We start from the raw sequence: 17,906 nt of genomic DNA on the forward strand, positions 1-17,906 counted from the left end.
GCCCCCATCGCGCTGCACGCGCATTGGCTGTGTGGGTTTTGCAACCTTAACCCCGCGGGTCAAACCGCACTCCTCCGCAGGCAGCCATAAAAACATTCGGCAATAGTGCCAATGGAAACCTGTTTGTGGACAAGGAAATTCATGTCTGAATCTTTTGCCGCCCTATTTGAAGAATCGTTGCAGCGTACGGAAATGCGCCCAGGCGAAGTCATCACTGCTGAAGTGGTGCGCGTTGAACACAACTTCGTGGTTGTCAACGCTGGCCTGAAGTCCGAAGCCTACGTGCCAATCGACGAATTCAAGAACGACCAGGGCGAAATCGAAGTCCAAGTGGGTGACTTCGTGTCCGTGGCCATCGGCTCGATCGAAAACGGCTACGGCGACACCATCCTGTCGCGCGACACCGCCAAGCGTCTGGCTTCGTGGCTGTCCCTCGAAAAGGCTCTGGAATCCGGCGAATTCGTCACCGGTACAACGTCTGGCAAGGTCAAGGGCGGCCTGACCGTTCTGGTCAACGGCATCCGCGCATTCCTGCCCGGTTCGCTGATCGACACACGTCCAATCAAGGACCTGACTCCATACGAAAACAAGACGATGGAATTCAAGGTCATCAAGCTCGACCGCAAGCGCAACAACGTTGTGCTGTCGCGTCGCGCTGTGGTGGAAGCCTCGATGGGCGAAGAGCGCGCCAAGCTGATGGAAACGCTGAAGGAAGGCGCCATCGTCAACGGCGTGGTCAAGAACATCACCGAATACGGTGCGTTCGTGGACCTCGGCGGCATCGACGGCCTGCTGCACATCACCGACATGGCATGGCGTCGCGTGCGTCACCCATCGGAAGTGGTGCAAGCCGGTCAGGAAATCACCGCCAAGATCCTCAAGTTCGACACCGAAAAGAACCGCGTGTCCCTGGGCCTCAAGCAAATGGGCGACGACCCATGGATGGGCGTTGCTCGCCGTTATCCTTCGGGCACACGTCTGTTCGGCAAGGTCACCAACATTGCCGACTACGGCGCGTTCGTGGAACTGGAACCAGGCATCGAAGGTCTGGTGCACGTTTCCGAAATGGACTGGACCAACAAGAACGTTGCTCCTTCCAAGCTCGTGTCGCTGGGTGACGAAGTCGAAGTCATGGTCCTCGAGATCGACGAAGACAAGCGCCGCATCAGCCTGGGCATGAAGCAGTGCAAGGCCAACCCATGGCAAGAATTCGCACAGAACACCAAGCGCGGCGACCGCGTGAAGGGTCCGATCAAGTCGATCACCGACTTCGGCGTGTTCGTGGGTCTGGCTGCCGGCATCGACGGTCTGGTTCACCTGTCCGACCTGTCCTGGAATGAGCCCGGCGAAGCTGCCGTGCGCAACTACAAGAAGGGCCAGGAAGTTGAAGCAATCGTGTTGGCAGTCGATGTCGATCGCGAGCGCATCTCCCTGGGCATCAAGCAGCTCGACAGCGATCCATTCACGACTTTCGTGACTGTGAACGACAAGGGCCAGATCGTGTCCGGCAAGGTCAAGACTGTGGACGCCCGTGGCGCTGAAATCGACCTCGGCGAAGACATCATCGGCTACCTGCGCGCTTCCGAAATCTCCCGTGACCGCGTGGAAGATGCTCGCAACGTGCTCAAGGAAGGCGACGAAATCACAGCCGTGGTGGTGAACGTGGATCGCAAGACCCGCAACATCCAGCTGTCGATCAAGGCCAAGGACCAAGCTGACCAGCAAGAAGCCATGGCTTCCCTGTCCGCTCAGTCCGCCAAGGAAAACGCTGGCACGACCAGCCTGGGTGCCCTGCTGCGCGCCAAGCTGAACGACTCCGACAAGTAATCCAACCTGTCGGTCGCCGTCCAGGCACTTTAGAAGCAAGGCACTGTCCGCCGGATCTGATCCGGCGGCTGGCCTTCTTCCAAAAAGCGGGCGCTTGATGCGTCCGCTTTTTTTGCTTTTGCTGTTACCAAGATATTCGCCATACCTACATGACCCGATCTGACCTTGTTGAGGAACTGGCCGCCCGCTTCACCCAATTGACGCAGCGCGATGCCGAAATCGCCGTCAAAACCATTCTCGACGCCGTCAGCGATGCGCTGGTGCGTGGTCACCGCATCGAAATTCGCGGCTTCGGCAGCTTCTCCGTCACACGTCGTCCGCCCCGCATGGGCCGCAATCCACGCAGTGGCGAAGCCGTCGCCATCCCCGAAAAGCGCGTGCCGCACTTCAAGCCGGGCAAGGCCCTGCGCGAAGCCGTCGATCAGCGCGACCTTGCCGCCGCCGCCGCGCGCAAGGACCCTTCGTAAGCACTCTCTTCGTCTTCCTCGCGCCTGCACATGAGGGGCTTCGCCCGGCGGGTGCAGGACTGACCGTAGAATCTCCCGCAGCCCCGGAGAGATTCATCCATGAAATATTTCCTGTGGCTGCTCAAGGCAGCCATATTCTTCACGTTGTTCGCCTTCGCGCTGAACAACCAACAGGACGCCATCGTCCACTTCTTCTTTGGCACGCAATGGCGCGCGCCGCTGGTGCTGATCGTGCTGGCTGCGTTTGCGCTCGGCGTGGTGATCGGCGTTCTGGGCATGGTGCCGCGCTGGTGGAAGCATCGCGCTGCGGCGCAACGTGCCGTCGTGCCTGACGCCAACGCCAGCACAGCCGCTCCCGCACAGGCCCCGAGCCCCGTCAACGACCCCGCACTGCAGCAGCCTCCCATCCATGGAATTTGATCTCAGCTGGATTCTGCTGGGCCTGCCCGTTGCCTTCGTGCTGGGCTGGCTGGCTTCGCGCGTCGATCTGCGCCAGATTCGCGACGAGAACCGCCGCGCGCCCAAGGCGTATTTCAAGGGACTGAACTTTCTGCTCAACGAGCAGCAGGATCAGGCCATCGACGCCTTCATCGAAGCCGTGCAGAAAGACCCCGACACGACCGAGCTGCACTTTGCGCTCGGCAACCTGTTCCGCCGCCGTGGCGAATACAACCGCGCCGTGCGCGTGCACGAGCACCTGCTCTCGCGCGGCGACCTGAGCCGTGCCGACCGCGACCGTGCCCAGCATGCCCTCGCCCTCGACTTTCTGAAGGCAGGTCTGCTCGACCGCGCCGAAGACGCGCTGCGCCGCCTCGAAGGCACGCCGTTCGAGGCACAGGCACGCGTTGCGCTGCTGGCCATCTACGAACGCTCGCGCGACTGGCCGCAGGCCATGGCGATCACCCAGAAGATGCAGGAAGCCCATCAAGGTGACTTCAGCGCGCGTCAGGCCCATTTTCTGTGCGAGCAGGCGCAAGCCAAGTCCGCGCAGGGCGACACCGACGGCGCCGAAGCGCTGCTCCGCCAGGCCGTGCAGATCGCCCCGCAATCGGCACGCGCGCGCATCGAACTCGCTCGCCTCAAGCAACGCGCTGGTCAAGCGAAAGAAGCGCTGGACATGCTGCTGGAGCTGGCCGACATCGCCCCCCTCTGGCTGCCGCTCGCCGTGCCGCTGATGGTCGAGCTCGGCATGGCCACGGGCGACACGGAAAAGGTGCATGCGCTGCTGCGCCAGCGCTACGACGTGATGCCCTCGCTCGATCTGCTCGATGGCATCGTTTCGCTCGAAAACACGCTGGGCAACGGCGCGAATTCCCGCGAATGGTATGTGCGCCACCTCGAACACGAGTCGTCCCTAGTCGCTGCGGCCAAATGGCTCCATGACGAAAAGCTCGAACATGAGCAATTTCACCCTCAGGTGCAACGATCTCTTGATCAGGCCGCAAAGCCGCTCACACGCTACCGCTGTGCTGCCTGCGGCTTTGAGGCCCGTCAGCATTTCTGGCAGTGTCCCGGCTGCCAGACATGGGATAGTTACCCGGCGCGCAGGGTCGAGGAGCTTTAAGCACGGCTGATCCCTCTTCAACCTCTGAGCGCGATTCTCAACAACGGCATTCACACCACAAAGAACGGATGCCCACTCAGAGGGAGGAATCACCATGAAAATCCAACAGTTCCGACGCTGGTTCACAGGCTTGGCCGCCATCCTGAGCACGACCTTCGCGCTCGCAGCGGTCGACATCAACAAGGCCAGCGAGGCCGAGCTGGATGGCATCAAGGGCATCGGCCCGGCCACCACCCGACTGATCATGGAGCAGCGCAAATCCGGGCCATTTGCCGACTGGGCCGATGTGAGCAAGCGCGTGAAGGGCATTGGCACCAAGCGCGCGGCCAAGCTGTCGGGCGAAGGTTTGACGGTCAATGGACAAGCCTTTGCCGGTGCCGCCGACGCCAGCGCCAAGCCAGGCAAGTCCGCACCCGTCAGAGCCGCAAAGGCCGATGTCGCGCCCGCTGCAGCTCCTGCAGCGACAGCTCCAGCCCCCACCATGACAGACACAGCCAAGGCGCAAAAGCCCTGACCGAGCGGCGAGCGCCAACGCGGTCACGCCAGCAGCGCGTGACTCGCGAAAAACAGCAGCCGAAGGGCGATGGAGCACCGTTTCCATCGCCCTTTATTCGTTGCACGATGGGATTTTGTCTGGCTTTGCAAGCGCGTCTGCGTCCCCGAAAATGGCCTCGCGCCACGTCATCTCAGCCAAACAACCCTTGAATTCACCGGAGTTTTCAGAGAAAACCTTATATTAGGCCTACGAAGCATGCTTATAAATCCATAGCATCTTCCCTGTCCCGACCCCTTCACCGGTCACGCCCATGCCCTTGCTCTTGTTGATCATCCTTCCGTTGATCGGCAGCGTCATTGCCGCCTTGTTGCCTGCGAACGCGCGCAATACGGAGTCGACGCTGGCCGGTTTCATCGCGCTTTTCTGCACGGTACAGACGGCTTTGCTGTTCCCCGAAATCGCCAACGGCGGTGTGGTGCGGCAGGAGTTCGCATGGCTTCCTGCCCTGGGTCTGAACTTCGTGATCCGCATGGACGGCTTTGCATGGATGTTCAGCATGCTCATCATGGGCATCGGCAGTCTGGTCGTTCTGTACGCGCGCTACTACATGTCGCCCGCCGATCCGGTGCCGCGCTTCTTCTCGTTCTTTCTGGCCTTCATGGGCGCGATGTCGGGCGTCGTGCTGTCGGGCAACATCATCCAACTGGTGTTCTTCTGGGAACTGACCAGCCTGTTCTCCTTCCTTCTGATCGGTTACTGGCACCACCGCGAAGACGCTCGCCGTGGCGCGCGCATGGCCCTCACGGTGACGGGCACGGGCGGCCTGTGCCTGCTCGCGGGCATGCTGGTGATCGGTCACATCGTGGGCAGCTACGATCTCGACCGCGTGCTGGGCTCGGCCGAGCTGGTGCGCAACCATCCGATGTACCTCACGGCGCTGATTCTGGTGCTGTTGGGCGCGTTCACCAAAAGCGCGCAGTTCCCCTTCCAGTTCTGGCTGCCCAATGCGATGGCCGCGCCCACACCCGTGTCGTCCTATCTGCACTCGGCCACGATGGTGAAGGCTGGCGTGTTTCTGCTGGCGCGCTTCTGGCCGGTGATGGCGGGCACGGACGAATGGTTCTGGCTGGTCGGGGGCGTGGGCGTTGCCACGCTGCTGGTAGGCGGCTACGCGGCCATGTTCCAGACGGATCTGAAGGGCCTGCTCGCTTACTCGACCATCTCGCACCTGGGCCTGATCACGCTGCTGCTGGGCATGAACAGCCCGCTCGCCGCCGTGGCTGCGGTCTTTCACATCATGAACCACGCGACCTTCAAGGCATCGCTGTTCATGGCCACTGGCATCATCGACCACGAGAGCGGCACACGCGACACGCGCAGGCTTTCGGGACTGAGACACATGATGCCGGTGACCGCAACACTCGCCACCGTCGCCGCTGCGGCGATGGCTGGCGTGCCGCTGCTCAATGGTTTCCTGTCCAAGGAAATGTTCTTTGCCGAGACCGTGTTCGTCGATGCCGCGCCGATCGTCGGCATCGTCATGCCGATTCTGGCGACGATTGCCGGCGTGTTCAGCGTGGCCTATTCGCTGCATTTCATCGTCGATGTGTTCTGGGGTCCCAAGTCCACCGATCTGCCGCTGGAGCCGCACGAGCCGCCGCACTGGATGCGCGTGCCGGTCGAGCTGTTGGTGCTGGCCTGTCTGCTGGTCGGCATCTTCCCGAACTGGGCGATAGGCCGCTTCCTCGACGCCGCCGCGCTGCCCGTGATCGGCACCGGCCAGTTGCCTGAATTCAGCCTCGCGATCTGGCATGGCTTCAACACCCCGCTGGTCATGAGCATCATTGCGCTGGCGGGCGGCATTCTGCTGTACTGGCTGCTGCGCACACAGCGCGATGCGGGCCGCATCGATGGCCCGCCGGTCATGCAGCTCATCAACGGTCGCCGCATCTTCGAGGTCTTCATCACGCTGCTGACTCACGCCGGGCGTCGCGGCAAGCGCCTGCTGTCCACGCACAAACTGCAGTGGCAGATGATGTGGTTGGCGCTGGGCACCGTGGTCGCCGCCATCATTCCGCTGGTCGCGCGCGGCATCGAATTCGGCAATCGCGGCACGCTGCCGATCTCGCCCGCCTTCATCATTCTCTGGTCCGTGGGCTCGGCCTGCGCGCTTGCGGCTGCCTGGCAGGCCAAGTACCACCGTCTGGCCGCATTGACGCTGATGGGCGGCTCGGGCCTGTGCACGGTGCTGACTTTTCTGTGGTTCTCCGCACCCGATCTGGCGCTCACGCAACTGGTGGTGGAAATCGTCACCACCATCCTCATCCTGCTGGGTCTGCGCTGGTTGCCCAAGCGGGATCAGGCGATCTCGCTGGCCGACGACAAGTCCATGCGCACCCGCGCACGCCGCACGCGCGACTTCGTGATCGCCGCCTGCGCGGGCACCGGCATGGCCTGGCTGGCCTACGCGATGATGAGCCGACCCTTCCCGGAAAGCACCTCGACCTTCTTCCTCGAACATGCGCTCACCGAAGGCGGCGGCACGAACGTCGTCAACGTGATGCTGGTCGACTTCCGGGGCTTCGACACCTTCGGCGAAATCGTCGTGCTCGGCATCGTCGCGCTCACAGTCTATGCACTGCTGCGCCGCTTCCGCCCCGCACCTGAAGCCATGGACCTGCCCGAGCAGCAGCGCTGGCTCGCCCCTGACTTGCAGACCGACCTGCTCAATCCGCGCAACGCCAAGGACACGGCCGTGGGCTATCTGATGGTGCCAGCCGTGCTGGTGCGACTGCTGCTGCCGTTCGCCGCGCTGGTGTCGTTCTATCTGTTCCTGCGTGGTCACAACGAACCCGGTGGCGGCTTTGTGGCAGGCCTTGTGCTGTCGGTCGGTTTGCTGCTGCAGTACATCATCTCCGGCACCGAATGGGTCGAGGAGCATCTCACGCTGTTCCCGCGCAAGTGGATTGCGCTGGGCATGCTGTTCGCGCTGGGCACCGGTCTGGGCTCGATCTTCTTCGGCTACCCGTTCCTCACCAGCCACACGGCGCATTTCACGCTGCCGGTGATCGGCGAGATCCACATCGCGAGCGCGCTGTTCTTCGACATCGGCGTGTACCTGCTGGTGGTCGGCTCGACGCTGCTGATCCTCGTTGCCATTGCCCACCAGTCCGTGCGCGGCCACCGCTACCACCAGCGCCTGCTGGAGGAGCAAAAGGAAGCTCACACCGTTGAAAAACCAGAGGAACCCGAACGCTTGGCATCCGACGACGACACCGCCCCCGACTTCAAACCACCACAAGGAGCCCACTGATGGAAATCGTACTTGCCATCGCCATCGGCGTGCTCACGGGATCCGGCGTCTGGCTGCTGCTGCGTCCGCGTACCTTCCAGGTGATCATGGGCCTGTCGCTGCTGGCCTATGCGGTCAACCTGTTCATGTTCAGCATGGGCCGCATTGGTCTTGCGATCGACAAGGAGCCCGTGCTTGCAGCCGGCGTTCCCAAGGATCTGCACCACTACGCTGACCCGATGCCTCAGGCGCTCGTGCTCACGGCCATCGTGATCGGCTTCGCCATGACGGCGCTGTTCCTCGTCGTGCTGCTCGCGCTGCGCGGCATGAGCGGCACCGACCATGTGGATGGCGTCGATGCGCGCAACTCGCAGGAGATGCCATGAGCTTCAGCGAGATCACCGATGCGCTGATGCCGCACCTGATCCTGGCACCCATCATGCTGCCGATGTTCACGGCAGCCATCATGCTGCTGCTCGGTGAGAAGAACCAGCGCGCCAAGCTGGTCATCAACCTCATCTCCACCTTCATCGGCCTGATCATCGCCGTGCAGTTGCTGCGCTGGAGCAAGATGACCGGCAGCACCGCATCGATGGGCGTCTATCTGCCCGGCAACTGGCCCGCGCCTTTCGGCATCGTGCTGGTGCTGGATCGGCTCTCGGCCATGATGCTGGTGTTGACCAGCTTCGTCGCGCTGTGCTCGATCATCTTTGCCGCGTCTCGCTGGCACCGTGCGGGCGTGCATTACCACCCGCTGTTCCAGTTGCAATTGATGGGCCTGGCGGGCGCGTTTCTCACGGCCGACCTGTTCAATCTGTTCGTGTTCTTCGAGATCATGCTGGCTGCCTCCTACGGTCTGTTGCTGCACGGCTCGGGCCGCATGCGGGTGCAGGCAGGACTGCACTACATCGCCATCAATCTGGCGGCGTCGTCGCTGTTCCTGATCGGCGCGTCCATGCTCTACGGCATCACCGGCACGCTGAACATGGCCGATCTCGCGCAGGCGATTCCCAAGGTCGTCGACGCGGACCGCGGGCTGCTGCATGCGGCCGCGGCGATTCTCGCCACCGCCTTCCTGATCAAGTCCGCGGTCTGGCCGCTCAACTTCTGGCTCGTGCCTGCCTACAGCGCCGCCACCCCGCCCGTGGGCGCGCTGTTCGCGATCATGACCAAGGTCGGCATCTACACCATCGTGCGTCTGTGGACACTCATGTTCAGCGGCGAGGCCGGGGCCTCCGCGCACTTCGGCAGCATGTGGCTAATCGGCGGCGGCGTGCTCACCATGGCCTTCGCAGCCATCGGCATGCTGGGCTCGCAGCGCTTCACCAATCTGGCGGGCTATGCGGCGATTCTGTCTTCGGGCACCCTGCTCGCAGCCGTCGGCTTCGGTCAGAACGAGTTGACCGCCGGGCTGCTTTACTACCTGCCCAGCTCCACGCTCGCGGTGTGCACGCTGTTCCTGCTGTCCGATCTGGTCGAGCGCTGGCGCAACGATGGGTCGAGCTTCACGCCGTATGACGCCGACGAGGCCGCGCCGTTTCTCTCGCCCGAACTCGTACCGCAGGCCGGTACGAATTTCGATGAAGACGAAGAAGTGCTGGTCGGCCGCGTGATTCCCGCTGCCGCCGCGTTCCTCGGCATTGCCTTTCTGATGTGCACACTGGTGATTGCAGGCCTGCCGCCGCTGTCGGGCTTCATCGGCAAGTTCGCGATGCTCACCGCGCTGATGAATCCGCTCGGCCTCGGTTCATCCGCAGGCATTCAGCTCGGCGCGCCGGGCTGGACGCTGGTCACGCTGATGATCGTCACCGGGCTGATTGCGCTGATCGCCCTCACCCGCTCCGGCATCCGCGTGTTCTGGGCCAGCCATGCGCGCACGCCGCCGCAACTGCGTCTGGTGGAGGCGCTGCCGATTGCCATGCTGCTGTGCGCCAGCATCGTCTTCACGGTGCGCGCCGACAACGTGATGCGCTACACGCAGGCCACCGCCAACATGCTGCACTCGCCTGGCACCTACATCAAGGCCGTGATGTCCGCGCGGCCCGAGCCCGGTCCGGCCGCCAAAGAAGCCGCCGCTGCCGAGGCCGCCGCCCAGCCTTCCACGCCCGCAATGCAAGGAGGCCAGCCACAATGATGAAGAAGATCTTCCCCGCACCGCTGCTGTCGGTGGCGCTGTTCGTGATCTGGCTGCTGCTCAACCAATCGCTGAGCGCCGGTCACCTGCTGCTTGCGCTGATTCTGGCGCTGCTGCTGCCCGTGCTGTTCAGCGGTTTGCGTCCACGCCATGTGCGCGTGCGCAACCTCGGCGCCATCCTGCGCCTGTGCTTTGCGGTCGTGGTGGACACCACCGAATCCAACATCGCCGTGATCCGCTTTCTCGTGCGCCCCTCCGCGCGCCGCGCACCACCCGGCTTCGTGAACATTCCGCTCGAACTGCGCGATCCCAACGGCTTGGCCGTGCTGGCCATGATCGTCTGCATCACGCCCGGTACCGCCTGGGCCGAGCTGTCGCTGGATCGATCGGTGCTGATGCTGCACGTGCTCGAAGTCAGCGACCCTCAGCAGATCATCGACCACGTGAAAACCAAGTTCGAGCGCCCCCTCATGGAGATTTTCGAATGACCAATCCCGTGCTCTCCTGGGCCGTGCCCATTGCCATGTTTCTGCTGGCGCTGGCCATGCTGTGCTGCCTCGTTCGCATCCTGCGCGGCCCGGCGGCGCAGGACCGCGTGCTGGCGCTCGACTGCATGTACCTCAACGGCATGCTGTTCATGCTGGTGCTCGGCATCTACTACAGCTCCAGCGCCTACTTCGAGGCCGCCCTGCTCATCGCGCTGCTGGGCTTTGCCAGCTCCACGGCCATGGCCAAGTTCCTGCTGCGCGGCGAGGTGATCGAATGACCGAACAGACCCTGCCGCTGTGGCTCGACATCTTCATCTCCGTCATCGTGGTGCTGGGCGCGCTGATCGCGCTGATCGGCTCGTCCGGCCTGCTGCGGCTGAAGACCTATTTCGAGCGCGTGCACGCGCCCTCGATCATCGCCACGCTGGGCACCTGGTGCATCATGCACGCCACCGTGATCTACTTCTCGGTGCAGGAACACACGCTCGCGATTCACGCGATTTTGATCGCCATCTTCATCGCCGTGACCGTGCCCGTCACCACCATCTTTCTGATGCGCGCAGCACTGTTCCGCGCACGCCGCTCGGGCGAAAACGTGCCACCGAGCCTGAGCGACAACACCGAAAGCCGCACGCGTGCAGCGGCCCTGCTGTCCGGCGAAGAGCCGGACTGAGCAAGGCTCAACAACACGTCAACGCATCAACGCTTTCCGAATCCCCCGCCACCCGGCGTGTGGATCTCGAAGATGTCGCCCGCCTCCATCTGTGCCTGACCGATGTGCTGGAGTTCTTCCACCCGCCCATCGCTGCGCAGCACGCGGTTGATGCCGGGTTGCCCCGCGCTGCCGCCCGCCATGCCGAACGCACCATGCACGCGCCCGTTGGAGAGAATGCCCGCCGTCATCGGCTGCAGAAAGCGCACACGCCGCACACCGCCGTTGCCGCCGCTCCACTTTCCTGCGCCACCTGAATCGGGGCGCATCGCATAGCTTTCAAGGCGCACCGGGAAGCGGAATTCCAGCACCTCCGGGTCGGTCATGCGCGAGTTGGTCATGTGCGTCTGCACCACGCTCGTGCCGTTGAAGCCATCGACCAGCGCGCCCGCATCGTCGAACACCCCGCCCGCGCCGCTGCCGCCCGAGATGGTTTCGTAATACTGATAACGCGCGTTGCCGAAGGTGAAATTGTTCATCGTGCACTGGCTCGCAGCCGACACGCCCAAAGCGCCCAGCAACGCATTGGTGATGCAGGTCGATGTCTCCACATTGCCCGCCACCACCGAAGCCGGCGGCAGCGGATTGAGCATGCAGCCTTCGGGAATGTGCACCTCAAGCGGCTTGAGGCAGCCTGCGTTCAGCGGAATGTCGTCGTCCACCAGTGTGCGGAACACGTACAGCACCGCCGCCATGCAGACCGCCGTGGGGGCGTTGAAATTGTGGGTCTGCTGCGGCGATGTGCCGCTGAAATCGATCTGTGCGCTGCGCTCGGCGGCGTTGATGCGAATGGCGACTTGAATCTGCGCGCCGTTGTCCAGCGGCAGCGTGAACTGGCCATCACCCATGCGTGCAGAAAGCCGCGTGATCGCGCGCCGCACGGACTCTTCCGCGTTGTCCTGCACATGCTGCATGTAGGCCTGCACGACGGGCAGCGTGAACTGCTCGGCCACGCGATGCAGCTCCTGCACGCCCTTTTCGTTGGCCGCGATCTGCGCCTTCAGATCGGCCAGATTCTGCTGCGGATTGCGCGCCGGGAATTCACCGCTTTCGAGCAACTCGACCATCTCCTTTTCGCGCAGCACACCGCCATCGACCAGCTTGAAGTTGTCTATCTGCACGCCCTCTTCCTCGATGCGCGTGGAGAACGGCGGCATCGATCCAGGCGTGATGCCACCCACATCCGCATGATGGCCGCGACTGCCCACATAGAAGGTCGGCTCGGCGCTCTCGCCCACATAGACCGGCGTGATCACGGTGATGTCCGGCAGATGCGTGCCGCCGTGGTAAGGATCGTTGAGCACATAGACATCGCCGCGCCGCATGCTCGCGCGGTTGCGCGCGATGACGGTCTTGATGCTCTCGCCCATCGAGCCCAGATGCACGGGCATGTGCGGCGCATTGGCGATGAGCTGGCCGTCTCCATCGAACAGCGCGCAACTGAAATCGAGCCGTTCCTTGATGTTCACCGAATACGCGGTGTTCTGCAGTTGCAGCCCCATCTGCTCGGCGATGTTCATGAACAGGTTGTTGAAGACTTCGAGCAGCACCGGATCGACCTCGGTGCCCGCCGCCTTGCGCTGCGCGCGCGGGGCATGGCGCGTGAGCAGCAGGTGATCAAGCTCGGTCAGATGCGCCTCCCAACCGGGCTCGACCACCGTGGTCGCGTTCTTTTCGGCGATGATCACCGGACCGTGTACGCGGTCACCTGCGCGCATGTCCTCGCGCACGACAAGCGCCGCGTCGTGCCATGCAGGCTCGCCCGACACGCCCACGGTGAACACGCGCACCGTGTCGCATCGTGGCACATCGCGCGCTGGCTGCTCTGGCGTTCGCGTCTCGGATGCGCTTTCGCCCGCAACGACCAGTTCCACCGACACCGCTTCCACCACCAACGCGCGGCCTTGCATGAGGAACGAGAAGCGCTGCCTGTATGCGCGCTCGAACGCGGCCGTCATTTCGTCCAGCGTGCCGAGCGGAATCACCAGCGCCGAGTCCGCGCCTTCATAACGCACATGCGCACGGCGCAGCACCTGCGACTGGCTGGTTGTCAGACCACGCTCCGACAACTCGGCGCTGGCAACACTTTCCAGCTCGTTCAGGGTCTGCTCGATCTGCGGCACGTTTTCCGCCGACAGTCGCAACTCCAGCGCTTTCTCGCGCATCACGTTCTGGTCTGCGAGCCCCATGCCATACGCGGACAACACGCCCGCAAGCGGATGGATCAGCACCTTCTCCATCCCCAGCGCATCCGCCACCAGACACGCATGCTGCCCACCCGCGCCGCCAAAGCACTGCAGCGTGTAGCGCGTGACGTCGTAGCCACGCGCCACGGAAATCTTCTTGATCGCATTCGCCATCTGCTGCACGGCGATTTCGATGTAGCCGTGTGCGACGGATTCCGGCGCACGGCCCAACTGCGATGCGACCTCATCGAACTTGTGCTTCACCACAGCAGCATCAAGGCTCTGATCCGCCGAATGTCCAAACACATGCGGGAAGAACTGCGGCTGCAGCTTGCCGACCATGACGTTCGCATCCGTGACTGCCAGCGGTCCACCGCGCCGATAACTCGCGGGACCGGGGTTCGCACCCGCGCTCTCCGGCCCGACGCGAAAACGCGCTCCGTCGAACGCGAGAATCGAGCCGCCACCGGATGCCACCGTGTGGATGCTCATCATCGGAGCACGCATGCGAACACCTGCGACTTGCGTTTCGAACTCGCGCTCGAATTCACCCGCGAAGTGGCTCACGTCGGTCGAGGTGCCACCCATGTCGAAGCCGATCACGCGCTGCTGACCGGCAATCTGCGCGGTGCGCGCCATGCCGACGATGCCGCCCGCCGGGCCCGACAGAATCGCATCCTTGCCCTGAAAGCGATGCGCGTGCGCGAGGCCGCCCGACGACTGCATGAAGTACAGCGGCACGCCCGGCAACTCGGCCTCGACCTGCTCGACATAGCGCCGCAGAATCGGCGAGAGATACGCATCGACCACGGTGGTGTCGCCACGGCTCACGAACTTCATGAGCGGGCTCGTGCCATGCGATGTGCTGATCTGCGTGAAGCCTGCAGCCTTGGCTAGGTCGGCGGCGATCTGCTCATGCTCGGTATAGCGCCAGCCATGCATGAACACGATGGCCACACTGCGCAGCCCCGCGTCGTGCGCAGCCCACAGGCGCTCGCGCAGATGCTCCTTGTCCAGCACTTCGATCACTTCGCCGTTGGCCGACATGCGTTCCTGCGCTTCGATCACGCGGCTGTACAGAAGCTCCGGCAGCACGATGCGTCGGTCGAACAGGCGCGGGCGATTCTGATAAGCGATGCGCAAGGCATCCCGAAAACCACGCGTGGTGATCAGCAGCGTGGGCTCGCCCTTGCGCTCCAGCAGCGCGTTGGTGGCCACGGTCGTGCCCATCTTCACGCACTCGACCAGATCGGCAGGAACGGCTTCTGTGCCCTTCAAACCCAGCAGATGGCGAATGCCCGCCACCGCCGCATCGCGGTATTGCTCCGGGTTCTCCGACAGCAACTTGTGCGTGACGATTTCGCCATTCGGCTTGCGCCCCACCACGTCGGTGAACGTACCACCACGATCCACCCAGAACTGCCAGCGTTGACTTGTCATCTTGTGCTTTCGGCGCAGCGTTGAGGGCGCCGTCAAAGGTCATGATGCGCACCATTGTCCATTGAAGTGACGACGATGCAAGCCGCGCCAGGTTCGCTCGGCTTCTCTCTACAATGGCTGCATGCTGATTCAAGTTCTAGCCATCTGCGTGGGCGCGTGCTTTGGCGCGCTCGCGCGCTGGGGCCTTGGGCTCTGGCTGAGCACCGGGGCCGGTCTGCCCTGGGGCACTCTTGCCGCCAACATCATCGGCGGCTATCTCATCGGCGTGTGCGTCGGCATCTTTCAGGCGCTGCCGCAGCTCGATCCGGTCTGGCGTCTTGCACTGGTCACCGGGTTTCTCGGCGCACTCACCACGTTCTCCAGCTTTTCCGCCGAAGTCATCGCCATGCTGCAAGACCAGCGCTTCGGTCAGGCGCTTGGCTGGTGCGCGATTCACCTGCTGGGCTCGCTGTGCATGACCTGGCTTGGTTTACAAAGTATTGGAATGATTTGGCCTACTGCGCGCGCGTGAATCATTGAGTGCCTTGTTTCTGCTCTATCCTCACGAATACCAACAACGCAGTTCGTTCACAGCAGACTGATCTCACGAAGTACGAATCCATGGAAGCCAACACCAATCTGAACGACCGCCGCCTGGCAGACGCCTGGGCTGAAATCAACAACTTCGCCGTGTCTGGCAATCCGCTCGAAGCCGATGCTTACCGCCTCGCTTTTGCAGATCCCGAATTCATGCTGCGCCGCGAAACGCGTGGCATCCGTTTCCAGCTCGAACTGCTCAAGCCCGACCTCGACATGGCGGCGCTCGGCGTGGAGCACACCGTCGTCGTCTACGGCAGCGCACGCATGCTCTCGCCCGAAGACGCCGAGCAGCAACTCGCAGCCGCCGAATCCAGCGGCGATGCCGAGCGCATCGTGCGCGGCAAGCTCGCGGTGAAGAACGCGCGCTACTATGACCTCGCCCGCCAGTTCGCACGTATCGTGGCCGAATACGGCAAGACCTGCCCGGACAAGGAACGCGTCTACGTCTGCACCGGCGGCGGCCCCGGCATCATGGAAGCGGCCAACCGCGGCGCGCACGATGCGGGCGCACTCAACGTGGGCCTGAACATCACGCTGCCGCACGAGCAAAGCGGCAACAAGTACATCTCGCCCGAGTTGTGCTTCAAGTTCCACTACTTTGCGCTGCGCAAGATGCACTTTCTCATGCGCGCCAAGGCACTCGTGGCCTTCCCCGGCGGCTTCGGCACGCTCGACGAGCTGTTCGAAGTGCTCACGCTCGTGCAGACCGGCAAGGCCAAGGCGCTGCCCATCATTCTGTTCGGCAGCGAGTTCTGGAAGAAGCTGATCAACTTCGACGCACTGGTCGAGCAGGGCACGATTTCGGCCAGCGACCTGAAGCTGTTCAAGTACGTGGACGATCCCGCCGAAGCCTGGCAGATCATCAAGGACTTCTACAAGCTGTGATGTGATTCACCGGCGCGCGAATGCACAGCGCGCTGGTGTTCATGGGCTCGATCTCAGAACGAAGTCCAGTCGTCAGTCGCCCGCTGTTGCCTGCCCGCCTGATGCGCAAGCACCGGCTTCGGTTTCGTGTTGGGCTGCAGACTCGCAGATCGGTAGGCGGCGGGCTGCAGCCGTTGTGCCGATGCGGACGAGCGGGACACATGCGCCACGTCCGCTCTCTCGTGTTCCGAACCCAGCTTGAACGTGGCCACCAGTTGCGTGAGCGCGCTGGCCTGTTGGCTCAGGCTTGATGCCGCTGCCGCGCTTTCTTCCACCAAGGCTGCGTTCTGCTGCGTCACCTGATCGAGCTGCGCCACGGCGTCGCTGATCAGCGTGATGCCCTCGCTCTGCTCTTTGCTGGCCGAGCTGATCTCGCCCACCAGCACCGCCACGTCGCGCACCTGGGTGATGATGGAGTTGATGGTCTGGGTCGCCTCGTTCACCAGTTCGGCACCGTCGTTCACATCGGCAACGCTCTGGCTGATCAGCGTGTTGATCTCCTTGGCGGCCTCGGCGCTGCGCCCGGCCAATGAACGCACCTCGCTCGCCACCACGGCAAAGCCACGGCCCTGCTCGCCCGCACGGGCCGCTTCCACGGCGGCGTTCAGCGCAAGGATGTTGGTCTGGAACGCGATGGAGTTGATGACATCGATGATGTCCGCAATCCGGGCCGAGCTGCCGGAGATGTTGCTCATGGTCTGATTCACGCGCTGCATGGCCTCGCCGCCATCGGCTGCGGTGACGGAGGCGGTCGAGGCGAGCTTGGTCGCCTGCGTGGCGTTGAACGAGTTCTGGCGCACGGTGGCTGTCAGTTCTTCCATCGACGCAGCGGTTTCCAGCAGATTGCTGGCCTGCTCCTCGGTGCGTTGCGACAGGTCCTGACTGCCAGCGGCGATCTGGGTCGAGCCCGTCATCACCGACTCGCTGCCTTCGCGAATGCGCTGCACGATCTGCGCGAGGTTCACGTTCATGGTGCTGAGCGCGCGCAGCAAACGGCCCACCTCGTCCTGGCTGCTCACGTCGATTCGGCCCGACAGATCGCCCTTGGCCACCAGTTCGGCCACCTGCACGGCATGGTCGAGGCTGGATGTGATCTTGCGGATGAGCAGAAACGCCGCCGCAATGCAGACGATGAGCGCCAACGCCAGCGCGGCCGCAATCGCCCGCATCACCGCCTCCATGGCGGCTACGGAGTCATCCGACGTCTGCTTGCCGTTGACGAGCTGCATGTCGGAGATGTTGTCCAGCCCCCTGAGAATCGGCAGCATCAGCGGATCGAGCGTGGACTCCTTCAGCGCCGCAGCTTCGTGCACCTGCCCGGCCCGCAGCCGGTCGATCACCTTGGAGATGACCGGATTGGCCTGCTGGACCATCGGCTGAATCCTGTTGACCTCGTCCTGCTCGTTGCCGAACAGCTTGGTCTGCAGGAACGCATTCCAGCTCTTGTTAGCACGCTCCTGCCCTTCGGCGATCAGCCGGGCCGCTTCACTCGGGCTGATGGCGTTGGCGATGGCGCGGTCCAGCGAAATCAGCACGCCGTTGTTGTAGCCCGACGCCACTTCGGACATCTGCCGCAGCGGCAGCACCTGATTTTCATAGACGCTGGAGATGCCCTGATTGGCGACATACAGCCGCTGGAACAGAACCCCCGACACAATGGTCAACACTGAGAGCAGGCCGATGACGAGCAGCCACAGCCGACTTTTGATGGATAGATGGGTCATAGATCGCAGTGCAGAGAGAGTCGATCGGATTTACAAGAATAGCGTCAATATACAACTTGCAACTTTTAGCCTA

At 63.1% G+C, this 17,906-nt stretch carries 15 protein-coding genes; 13 read left to right on the top strand and 2 right to left on the bottom strand.

Translation table 11 applies throughout. The annotated features are described in order from the left end of the window. The first annotated feature begins 141 nt into the window (after nucleotides 1–141). The 11 genes from rpsA (at nucleotide 142) to G7048_RS02000 (ending at nucleotide 10,941) form a co-directional block, all read left to right on the top strand. Entirely contained in the window at nucleotides 142–1,827 is a 1,686-nt protein-coding gene (rpsA, locus tag G7048_RS01950; protein ID WP_166066549.1) for a 30S ribosomal protein S1, read from the top strand. A gap of 149 nt (nucleotides 1,828–1,976) precedes the next feature. Further along, nucleotides 1,977–2,294: an integration host factor subunit beta gene (locus tag G7048_RS01955; protein ID WP_166066550.1), complete on the top strand. Its 318-nt coding sequence runs from the start codon at nucleotides 1,977–1,979 to the stop codon at nucleotides 2,292–2,294. A 99-nt stretch (nucleotides 2,295–2,393) separates the two neighbouring features. Next, nucleotides 2,394–2,714: a lipopolysaccharide assembly LapA domain-containing protein gene (locus G7048_RS01960; RefSeq protein WP_166066551.1), complete on the top strand. Its 321-nt coding sequence runs from the start codon at nucleotides 2,394–2,396 to the stop codon at nucleotides 2,712–2,714. Then, nucleotides 2,704–3,858, top strand: coding sequence for a lipopolysaccharide assembly protein LapB (gene lapB, locus G7048_RS01965; protein WP_166066552.1), 1,155 nt, complete (start codon nucleotides 2,704–2,706; stop codon nucleotides 3,856–3,858). The genes G7048_RS01960 and lapB overlap by 11 nt, the downstream gene beginning before the upstream one ends. Before the next feature lie 94 nt (nucleotides 3,859–3,952). After that, entirely contained in the window at nucleotides 3,953–4,372 is a 420-nt protein-coding gene (locus tag G7048_RS01970) for a helix-hairpin-helix domain-containing protein (protein ID WP_166066554.1), read from the top strand. Between the two features lie 292 nt (nucleotides 4,373–4,664). Further along, nucleotides 4,665–7,667, top strand: a complete 3,003-nt coding sequence (locus G7048_RS01975; protein ID WP_166066555.1) for a monovalent cation/H+ antiporter subunit A — start codon at nucleotides 4,665–4,667, stop codon at nucleotides 7,665–7,667. Beyond that, a complete protein-coding gene (locus tag G7048_RS01980; protein ID WP_166066556.1) occupies nucleotides 7,667–8,032 on the top strand; it encodes a Na+/H+ antiporter subunit C in 366 nt (121 codons plus the stop codon). The genes G7048_RS01975 and G7048_RS01980 overlap by 1 nt, the downstream gene beginning before the upstream one ends. Then, entirely contained in the window at nucleotides 8,029–9,780 is a 1,752-nt protein-coding gene (locus G7048_RS01985) for a monovalent cation/H+ antiporter subunit D (RefSeq protein ID WP_166066557.1), read from the top strand. Before G7048_RS01980 ends, G7048_RS01985 begins: the two co-directional genes overlap by 4 nt. Next, nucleotides 9,777–10,268 carry a Na+/H+ antiporter subunit E gene (locus G7048_RS01990; protein WP_166066558.1) on the top strand — a complete coding sequence of 164 codons (492 nt, stop codon included), beginning with the start codon at nucleotides 9,777–9,779 and terminating at the stop codon, nucleotides 10,266–10,268. Before G7048_RS01985 ends, G7048_RS01990 begins: the two co-directional genes overlap by 4 nt. Then, entirely contained in the window at nucleotides 10,265–10,546 is a 282-nt protein-coding gene (locus G7048_RS01995) for a K+/H+ antiporter subunit F (RefSeq protein ID WP_166066559.1), read from the top strand. Before G7048_RS01990 ends, G7048_RS01995 begins: the two co-directional genes overlap by 4 nt. Then, nucleotides 10,543–10,941, top strand: coding sequence for a Na+/H+ antiporter subunit G (locus tag G7048_RS02000; protein WP_166066560.1), 399 nt, complete (start codon nucleotides 10,543–10,545; stop codon nucleotides 10,939–10,941). Before G7048_RS01995 ends, G7048_RS02000 begins: the two co-directional genes overlap by 4 nt. A gap of 26 nt (nucleotides 10,942–10,967) precedes the next feature. Here G7048_RS02000 and G7048_RS02005 read toward each other — a convergent pair whose 3' ends face one another. After that, a complete protein-coding gene (locus G7048_RS02005; RefSeq protein WP_166066561.1) occupies nucleotides 10,968–14,606 on the bottom strand; it encodes a hydantoinase B/oxoprolinase family protein in 3,639 nt (1,212 codons plus the stop codon). 121 nt (nucleotides 14,607–14,727) lie between these two features. Between G7048_RS02005 and crcB the strand changes: the two genes are divergently transcribed. Further along, nucleotides 14,728–15,117, top strand: coding sequence for a fluoride efflux transporter CrcB (gene crcB / locus G7048_RS02010; RefSeq protein WP_371747607.1), 390 nt, complete (start codon nucleotides 14,728–14,730; stop codon nucleotides 15,115–15,117). Between the two features lie 89 nt (nucleotides 15,118–15,206). Further along, nucleotides 15,207–16,070, top strand: coding sequence for a TIGR00730 family Rossman fold protein (locus G7048_RS02015; protein WP_166066562.1), 864 nt, complete (start codon nucleotides 15,207–15,209; stop codon nucleotides 16,068–16,070). 53 nt (nucleotides 16,071–16,123) lie between these two features. Here the strand turns inward: G7048_RS02015 and G7048_RS02020 are convergent, their stop codons facing one another. Further along, on the bottom strand, nucleotides 16,124–17,833 hold the full coding sequence (locus G7048_RS02020; protein ID WP_240933130.1) for a methyl-accepting chemotaxis protein: 1,710 nt from the start codon (nucleotides 17,831–17,833) through the stop codon (nucleotides 16,124–16,126). Between the last annotated feature and the right edge of the window lie 73 nt (nucleotides 17,834–17,906).

The organism is Diaphorobacter sp. HDW4B (genome assembly GCF_011305535.1).
Lineage (GTDB): Bacteria > Pseudomonadota > Gammaproteobacteria > Burkholderiales > Burkholderiaceae_C > Diaphorobacter_A.